The following is an 8860-nucleotide window of genomic DNA, read 5'->3' on the forward strand; positions in this document are numbered from 1 at the left end:
TCACAAGTCCTTTTGTTTATGCTTTTTTAGATTCTGTTAAAATCAGTGGTTCGCCCTTTGTAATCACGATTGTATGCTCAATCTGTGCAACCAGGCTGCCATCCGGTGTCTTATACGTCCAGCCGTCATTCTGTTCTTCAACGAAATCTGCCCCTGAAGAAATAAACGGTTCAAATGCAAGTACGGTCCCTTCCTTTAACAACTCATTATCCCACGGATCATGATAGTTCAGGATATGGTCCGGCGCTTCATGCAGCGACTTTCCAACACCGTGACCTGTCAGGTTCGTAATCACCTGATAGCCATTTTGCTTTGCCACACGGGATACTGTTTTTCCGAGCTGGCTCTTTTTAGAACCTGCTTTTGCTTTCTTAAGTGCAAGTGTAAAAGCCTGTTCTGCAGTTGCGCACAGCTTTTCAAGTTCAGCATTTTCACCTACAACAAAAGAAATACCTGTGTCAGCAAAATACCCATCCAGAGAGCCTGAAACATCAATGTTTACAAGGTCCCCGTCCTTAATCACCCGGTCACCCGGGATACCGTGCGCTACTTCATCATTTACACTAATACATGTATAACCAGGGAAATCATATTCACCTTTTGGACCTGAAATGGCACCATATTGCTCAAATTTCTGCTTACCGATCTCATCAAGCTCAGCAGTTGTTACACCGGGCTTGGTTGCTGCACGCATGTCATCGCGGATCTCAGCAACAATGGCGCCGATCTTTTTCAGCGCTTCTAATTCTTCATTCGTCTGTACGATCATACCGATTCTCTCCTTGCTTTATAATGGTTCACTATATCATATGTATGGTGGGGAATGCATGAAAGATGCTATTTATTCTATAACCGTTTAATTTCCGCTTCAGGGGGACGCTTTCCGTGGCCGGGCGGTGAGCCAGCAGGCTTCGCCATGCTCTGTCTCACCTGTCCCTTCCTGCCACAGGAGTCGCCCCCTTACGCTCCACTTAAACTATGTATTTCTTCCTTTAAGATAGTAAACCAAATAATATTTTGTAGTTAGTAAAATATACACCACCACTAAAAATCTAAAAAAAGATGGCGTTTGTGTTAAAAGCCATCTTCTTTTTAATATTAAATTTAGGTTCATTGAAGCGTAAGGCTGCGACTCCGAGACGATTAGAGGGAAGCCGAGACCCTACAGCCGAAGGCGAGGAGGTTTGGCAACCTCCGTCTGGAAAGCGTCCGCCTGAAGCGTAAATGAACCGGTTCTTTAAATAATTCAGGCACTTGTCATCTGACGGTTTGTCGCAACTCTTGGCACTGAAATCAGCAGCGTTGCAAGGACAATGGATGTTAGAATGAACGCAGGACCCATGTAAGAGCCGTTATAGCCAAGTGAGAATAACCAGGCCGGTACACCTTCACTGCCTGATCCAAAGAAGATCACGCCGGCAAGGAAATGACAGATAAATCTCAGCAGCGCGCCAATAAATACGCCAACTGTAATAAAGACTGCCGCTTTTTTCATTGAGCCTTCCTCAAGTGAACGCTTCACAACACCTGCAAACAGCCCTGCAAATCCAATCACAGTGAATGCCAGCGGATAATCAAGAATCCCCTGAACCGGATCAATAATATAAGCACCAAACATTGTCTGCAGCAGCCCTACCAGAAATCCTGTCAGCAGTCCGCCTTTCAGACCCCAGCGGAATGCCATCAATACGATTGGTACCATCACAAAACTGATAGATCCTCCCTGTGGCCAGAGACTGAATGAAAACTGGTCCAGGATAATGCCGATTGCTGAAAAAATCGCAACCTCCACTAAAAATAATAACTTCTTACGCTCCATTTACATCTTCCTCCTTTTGCGAAATTGATGCAGCTCGCACAGAGGGGAATTCAACGGGCCTTTAAAAATATAAAAAGGCCCCTGGGGATAGAAACCCAGAGACCTTGAAAAAGTCCGTTTCCATCCACATTCCTGCGTAAGCATTAACTTACAGGTTCGAAGGGTCTGAACAGATCTGTTCACTCTCAGCCAATATGGCTCCCCTTGTGGAAATTGCATCTGTTAATATTGTAACCCATATTTTGAATCATGTCATCTTCTCCACATTTTGTATGCTATACTATTACACGTCTAATTTACTAAGATAGGAGGTTCCCGAATCACATGCATTGGCTGAAAAAAAGATTTATTGGCGGCAGAATTTTAAAGACGGGTGTCGCAGTATTTATTACTGCCCTGATCTGTCAGCTATTCAATTTACCTGTGGTCTTCGCTGTTATTACCGCAATTGTAACGATTGAACCGACAGCTGCCGATTCAATTAAAAAGGGCATGATCCGCTTTCCGGCATCTGCGATCGGGGCCTCCATTGCAATGCTTGCCACTTTTTTACTTGGAGATACAGCAATTACATATACAATCTCAGCAGTACTGACAATCTGGATCTGCTATAAGCTGAAGCTTGATGCAGGTATGCTGGTTGCGACACTGACAGCAGTGGCCATGATACCCGGTACAGAAGATCACTTTTTGCTTGAATTTATTAAAAGACTTGGTACTACCGGTATCGGAATTTTAACTTCCACACTCGTTAACTTTTTACTGATGCCGCCTAAATATAAAGATCAGATCCTAACACTCATTTCTAATGCACAGTCCAAGCTCACTCAGCTGCTGGCTGAAAGAATGAATGAACTGTTGGATCAGAAAGACTCGGCAATGAATCTTGAAACCGCCTCCAACCAGCTTCGCACCCAGCTTGACCGCGCAGAAATGTTCTGCAGGTTCCAGCTTCAGGAATGGCACTACCATTCTTATAAACGCGAGGAAATGAACGAAATTCAGATGCTGCAAAAGAAGATTTATCTGCTCAGGCAGCTGTCTTTTCATTTAGCAAATCTGATCTCGCTGCCTTCAGATGATGCACCTGATTGGTCGATTGAAGAAAAACAGGCAGTCCGGACACTTGTCTCACAGCTGAATAACCGGATCATTAGAACAGGCCAACAGGAGCCAATGGACGCCGATGCGCTGGCTTTGCTCCGTCATGAACTGAAGGGTGAGACGGATGAAGACGAGCTGCCGGATAAAAGTTATATTTATTTTGAATTATTAACGATTCACGCATTGCTGAAGAAGCGCAGATCGTTTGTTAAGGTACCGAGCGCGAGACCGGAAGAACTTTAATTTTGGAAAATGCGAGAAGCCGGGGATTGCTCCCCGGCTTGTTTCATTGAATAAACCAGTTTTGCGTTTATGAGTCAATAGTCACGAAGTGTCGAAGTGTACCTATTAAGCGTCGAACATCACTGTGTAAACAGCGAACACCACATGTTTACTCTCGAACATGCCTAAGCGAACGCCGAACATTAGCCGACGAACGCCGAACCACAGAACCATCGCGCAAGCACTACTACATCACATTAAAATACCTTGCATCAGGGTGCGCAAACACAATCGCTGATACGCTCGCTTCAGGCTCCATCATAAAGCCATCTGTCAGCTGGACCCCGATTTCCTCAGGGCTGATCAGCTTAAACAACTTCTCCTGATCTTCAAGCTCCGGACATGCAGGATACCCGAATGAGAAGCGCTGCCCCTGGTATTTAGCACTGAAGCGCTCCTGCATCGTAAAGTCAACAGGATCCGGGAAGCCCCAGCGGTCTCTCATCTGCTGGTGTAAGAGCTCTGCAAATCCTTCTGCTGTTTCAAGCGCAAGTGCCTGAAGTGCGTGACTTTCAAGGAATCTTCCTTCCTCTTTATAATGCTGTGCTTTTTCACGGATCCCTCTGCCTGCTGTGACGGTAAAGAATCCGACGTAATCCATTACGCCACTCTCTTTTGAACGAAGGTAATCAGCAAGACACAGATGTGGCGCTCTTGGCTGACGCGGAAATGTAAAACGTTCTATCTCCTGACCGGTTTCAGGGTGATAGATGATGACATCATCCCCTTCGCTCTGTGCCGGGAAGAACTGATACACCGCTGCAGGCGTAATCAATCCTTCTTGCTTCACATTCTGAATCAGGTGATCCACTGTTTCTTTTATCTTCAACGTCTTTTCATCCTTTTCTTCAAGCAGTCTTGAGATTTTACCTTTTACACCTAAATGGTGACCGAGAAGCATCTGCATATTGATATAGGCTTCAACGTGCGCCACTGAGTATGAGCTGATGACGTGACGTGTTGTATCATTTGGCACAAATACAGGTGCTTCTGCTACTGGAGGCTTCTCAAGCACACCGACTGCTGTTTCCTTGGTTGGTCTTGGTTCCTGTGACTGAAGCTTTTCCTGCTTTGCAAGGATTTCTTCACTCAGCTTTGCACGTTCAAGTTTATCCTGAAGCTGATTTGCAAGGCTGAGTCCGTTCATTGCGTCTTTTGCGTACAGGACAAGCCCATCGTAATGATTTGAGATCTTTGTATCGACAAATTTACGTGACAGCGCTGCACCACCTACAAGGATCGGTACCTCAAGTCCTTTTTCACGCATATCACCGGCTGTAATCACCATCTGCTGGGCTGATTTAACAAGCAGACCTGACAGCCCGACAATATCCGGCTTCTCACGTTCAATCGCTTCGATTAATTCAGGCGGTGTTACTTTAATGCCAAGGTCTACCACATCATATCCATTATTACTTAAAATAATCTCAACGAGGTTTTTACCGATATCATGGACATCACCTTTTACAGTCGCAAGAATGACTTTTCCTTTAGATGACGAGTCATCTGACGCTTCCATATGCGGCTCTAAAAAGGCAACTGCTGCTTTCATGACTTCAGCACTCTGGAGCACTTCAGCAACGATCAGCTGGTTGTCATTGAACAGTCTGCCGACTTCCTTCATGCCTGTCATCAGCGGTCCATTGATAATCGACAGCGGTTCATCAAACGCTGTAAGCGCGATTTCAAGGTCAGGCAGCAGGCCTTCTTTTGTGCCTTCCACTACATAATAGGCAAGTCTTTCATCAAGCGTCATATCCGGCAGGTCAGATAACGTTTCCTTCTTTTTACCGCGGTAAAAAGCTGTAAATGCTGCAAGTGTTTCATCCGTCGTTTCAAATAACAGCTGTTCAGCCATTTTGACTTCTTCAGGATCAATCGAAGCAAAACGCTCCAGCTTCTCTGTATTCACAATCGCATAATCAAGTCCTGCGAGCGTGCAATGGTAGAGGTAGACTGCATTTAACACTTCACGGCCAACTGGTGGAAGTCCGAATGAAACGTTACTGACACCAAGCACTGTCTGCGTTTTCGGGAATGCTTCTTTAATCAGGCGGATCCCTTCAACCGTTGCATTGGCAGAACCGATATACTGTTCATCACCTGTTCCGACAGGGAAGACAAGTGGATCAAAAATAATATCTGTCGGGTCTACACCGTAGTCTTCTGTTAAGATTTTGTACGAGCGCTCTGCAATTTCAAGCTTTCTTTCAGCGGAAACGCCCATTCCTTTTTCATCGATTGTCCCTACCACAAGCGCCGCACCATACTGCTTTGCAAGAGGCACGACCGCATCAAAGCGTTCAAGTCCATCCTCAAGGTTGATCGAGTTGATAATTGATTTCCCTTGTGAATAGCGCAGCGCTTTTTCAATAACAACCTCGTCTGTTGAATCGATGACTAGCGGTACTTTAACCTTTTTCACAACTTCCTGCATGAACACTTCCATATCCGCTTCTTCATCGCGGTCGGTGTCAGCCAGGCAGATATCAATAACATGGGCACCTTTTTTCACCTGTGCCCGGGCAATTTCAGAAGCCTCTTCAATTTTACCTTCTGCAATCAACCGCTTGAATTTACGTGACCCGATGACATTTGTACGTTCACCAATCATCAGTGGACGCATCGATGAGTCATCATAGATTAATGGCTCAATGCCTGAGACTGTATGCTCTTTTTTAGGCTTACGAGTGCGCGGTTCATAGTTTTCCATCGCTTCAGCAATGGCTTTAATATGTGCAGGCGTTGTCCCGCAGCACCCGCCGACAATGTTCAACCAGCCTTTTTCAGCAAATCCGCTCAGCTTTTTAGCGAGAGTTTCAGGCGTTTCATGATAAATACCTTCCTCATCGGGCAATCCAGCATTCGGATAACAGCTCACGTAAGACTGGTTGATCTCTGAGAGTGAACGGATGTGATCCTGCATGAATTCAGGTCCTGTTGCGCAGTTCAGTCCGACTGACACAGGGTTCATATGTTCAACGCTGATATAGAATGATTCAATAGTCTGTCCTGCAAGCGTTGTACCCATTGGTTCGATTGTTCCTGAGATCATCAGCGGCAGTTCTTTGCCGGTTTTCTTAAATGCATCCTGAATCCCGAGGAATGCACTTTTTACATTTAGCAGATCCTGACTTGTTTCAATCAGCAGGAGATCCGCTCCACCGTCTATTAACCCTTTTGCCTGTTCAGCATAGGAATCCTTCAGTTGTTCAAACGTTGCACCACCCGTTACGCTTAATGTTTTCGTTGTAGGTCCCATTGATCCTGCAACAAATCGCGGACGGTCTGCAGTTGACCATTTAGCCGCTGATTTTTTGGCGATTTCAGCACCAAGCTTCGATAGCTCGTAGGCTTCAGAAGCGATATCATACTCTTCTAAGACCACGCTCATGCTGCCGAACGTATTCGTCTCAACAATATCCGCGCCTGCTTCAAAGTATGCGTCATGAATTTGTTCAAGCAGATCCGGACGTGTGCGGTTCAGGTTTTCATTACACCCTTCAAGGTCTTCTCCGCCAAAATCTTCTGCTGTCAGGTTCGCATCCTGAAGCATCGTACCCATTGCACCGTCCATAATCAGGATTCTTTTTTTAAGCTGTTCATTGAATAATGTGCGCACGTTGGTTTCCTCCTCGCTTTGCCGCCTGCTCATTGGCATAGCGTGTTAGTTCTGCTGTCATTTCATAGCGCATAAATGGTGTGATTAGATAAATACCGTTAAATAGATCAAGCGCTGTATCAATCAGTGACTTCGTAATCGCAAGCCCTTCCTGGTATGACTTTTCGCGGTCACCTGATACAGCTGCCATCCGGTCCCTTACCTGTTCAGTCAATTTTATTCCGGGTACTTCATTATGCAAGAAGTCAGCATTCTTACTGCTTGTCAGAGGCATCAGTCCGATATATACCGGTTTACCGAGATCTTTCACTGCTTCAGCCGTCTGAATGAGCTTCTCCTCAGAAAATATCGGCTGGCTCATAAAGTAGTCGGCACCGGCTGTGATTTTTTTCTCAAGTCGCTGTACCGCTCTTTCCACGCTTCTTACATTCGGATTGAAAGCAGCGCCAATGGTGAACGATGCTTTTTCACCCAGGTCCTTACCCGACATTGACATCCCATTATTCAGCTGCTGAATCATTTCGATCAGTTCAAATGATGATACGTCATAGACTGATGCCGCACCCGGGAAGTCTCCAACCTTCGTCGGGTCGCCGGTGACAGCGAGAATATCATGAAGCCCAAGTGTATGAAGCCCCATCAGATGGCTCTGCAGCCCAATCAGGTTTCGGTCTCTGCACGTTAGGTGGACGAGCGGGCGTACTCCCTGCTGCTTAATCAGATAGCCGAGTGATTCATTGGATACACGCGGGCTTGCAAGTGAGTTATCTGCGAGTGTGACCGCATCCGCTCCAGCAGCCCCAAGCGCTTTTGCACCTTCAATGAACTTATCTGTATAAAGCTTCTTCGGAGGATCAAGCTCAACGATGACTGACTTCCGGTCTCTGACAATGTCAGTGAGCGGTTCAGGAAGATCCTTCTCTCGTGAACGTACCACGATCTTTTCAGCTTTCTCTACTCTTTTTTCAGTAATGGGTGCAAGTCCTTTTAAAGCCTGACTGAATGCTCTCACATGATCAGGCGTTGTGCCGCAGCATCCGCCAAGGAGTCTTACCCCCTGTTCTCTGAATGCAGGCGCTACCTCTCCAAAGTAGTCTGCATTGTTACTGTATTGTAATGAACCTTCTGAGTAAGAAGGAAGACTCGCATTTGGATAACAGGACAGAAATGCTTTCTCAGGAAGCGGTACCTGTTCTAATGATTTAATCATATGAAATGGCCCCTGCCTGCAATTTAAGCCGACTACATCTGCACCGAGTTGTTCAAGTTCAAACAGCGCTTCAGCAACTGGCTTTCCGTTTTGCATAACGTCAGGCTCCTGTACTGAAATATGCGCAATAATCGGCAGATCTGTCTCTTTTCTGGCGATCTCAATGACAGTTACGAGTTCTTCAAAGTCGTAATATGTCTCAAATAATAAGCCGTCCACTCCTTCTAAAAGCAGACAGTAAAGCTGCTCTCTGAATGTCCGTTTGATTTCATTCAGGTCAATGGATTGCGGACGGAAGCTTCTGATCCCGCCGATTGTACCAAGTATAAAAGTATCTTCTTTTGCTGCAGCTTTCGCATTTTTAACAGCTGCTGTGTTAATTTCTTTTACCTTCTCCTCAAGACCATATCGCTCAAGCTTATGATAGTTCGCACCGTAAGTATTTGTCTGAATCACATCAGCACCTGCATCAATATATGCTTCGTGAACCTGCTGAATATGCTCCGCATGTGACAGATTTAATTCTTCAAAGCACTGATCAGAGCCATATGAATACAGGAGGGTTCCCATCGCACCATCACCAATCAGAATTCGTTTATTCATTTCATCAAGTAAGTTCATTACTTCACCCTCCCAGTTATATCGAAAAGCTGAAGGCGCTCGTTCAGCTCCGACAGGCATAAGACGCGCAGCGGAAAACGGGTGGTTTCCCCGTTTACCGATGCGTGGCTTATGACCCGAGGAGTTAGCGCCTGAAGCTAGACACTTCGAAAAGCTGAAGGCGCTCGTTCAGCTCCGACAGGCATAAGACGCGCAGCGGAAA

Annotated in this window: 5 protein-coding genes and 1 riboswitch; of the genes, 1 reads left to right on the forward strand and 4 read right to left on the reverse strand. The window is 45.8% G+C overall.

Annotated features, from left to right (window positions below; all coding sequences use genetic code 11):
• Positions 1 to 16: 16 nt before the first annotated feature.
• Positions 17 to 769 carry a type I methionyl aminopeptidase gene (gene map / locus ACH6CZ_RS15460; RefSeq protein ID WP_374098341.1) on the reverse strand — a complete coding sequence of 251 codons (753 nt, stop codon included), beginning with the start codon at positions 767 to 769 and terminating at the stop codon, positions 17 to 19.
• 477 nt (positions 770 to 1246) lie between these two features.
• The gene (gene thiT, locus ACH6CZ_RS15465) at positions 1247 to 1819 is read right to left on the reverse strand and encodes an energy-coupled thiamine transporter ThiT (protein WP_374098342.1); all 573 of its coding nucleotides are present in this window, start codon (positions 1817 to 1819) and stop codon (positions 1247 to 1249) included.
• 112 nt (positions 1820 to 1931) lie between these two features.
• Positions 1932 to 2034: riboswitch (TPP riboswitch) on the reverse strand.
• A 109-nt stretch (positions 2035 to 2143) separates the two neighbouring features.
• Here thiT and ACH6CZ_RS15470 point away from each other — a divergent pair.
• Positions 2144 to 3166, forward strand: coding sequence for an FUSC family protein (locus tag ACH6CZ_RS15470; protein WP_374098343.1), 1023 nt, complete (start codon positions 2144 to 2146; stop codon positions 3164 to 3166).
• Between the two features lie 226 nt (positions 3167 to 3392).
• Here ACH6CZ_RS15470 and metH read toward each other — a convergent pair whose 3' ends face one another.
• Positions 3393 to 6782 (reverse strand): methionine synthase, encoded by a 3390-nt coding sequence (gene metH / locus ACH6CZ_RS15475; protein ID WP_374098346.1) that lies wholly within the window; start codon positions 6780 to 6782, stop codon positions 3393 to 3395.
• A gap of 25 nt (positions 6783 to 6807) precedes the next feature.
• On the reverse strand, positions 6808 to 8658 hold the full coding sequence (locus tag ACH6CZ_RS15480) for a bifunctional homocysteine S-methyltransferase/methylenetetrahydrofolate reductase (protein ID WP_374098344.1): 1851 nt from the start codon (positions 8656 to 8658) through the stop codon (positions 6808 to 6810).
• Positions 8659 to 8860 lie beyond the last annotated feature (202 nt).

The sequence above is a fragment of the Jeotgalibacillus sp. JSM ZJ347 genome (assembly GCF_044383825.1).
GTDB lineage: Bacteria > Bacillota > Bacilli > Bacillales > Jeotgalibacillaceae > Jeotgalibacillus.

Coding starts and splice junctions, on each gene's coding strand:
- map (WP_374098341.1), bottom strand. CDS start 769: ATGATCGTACAGACGAATGAAGAATTAGAAGCGCTGAAAAAGATCGGC.
- thiT (WP_374098342.1), bottom strand. CDS start 1,819: ATGGAGCGTAAGAAGTTATTATTTTTAGTGGAGGTTGCGATTTTTTCA.
- ACH6CZ_RS15470 (WP_374098343.1), top strand. CDS start 2,144: ATGCATTGGCTGAAAAAAAGATTTATTGGCGGCAGAATTTTAAAGACG.
- metH (WP_374098346.1), bottom strand. CDS start 6,782: ATGGACGGTGCAATGGGTACGATGCTTCAGGATGCGAACCTGACAGCA.
- ACH6CZ_RS15480 (WP_374098344.1), bottom strand. CDS start 8,658: ATGAACTTACTTGATGAAATGAATAAACGAATTCTGATTGGTGATGGT.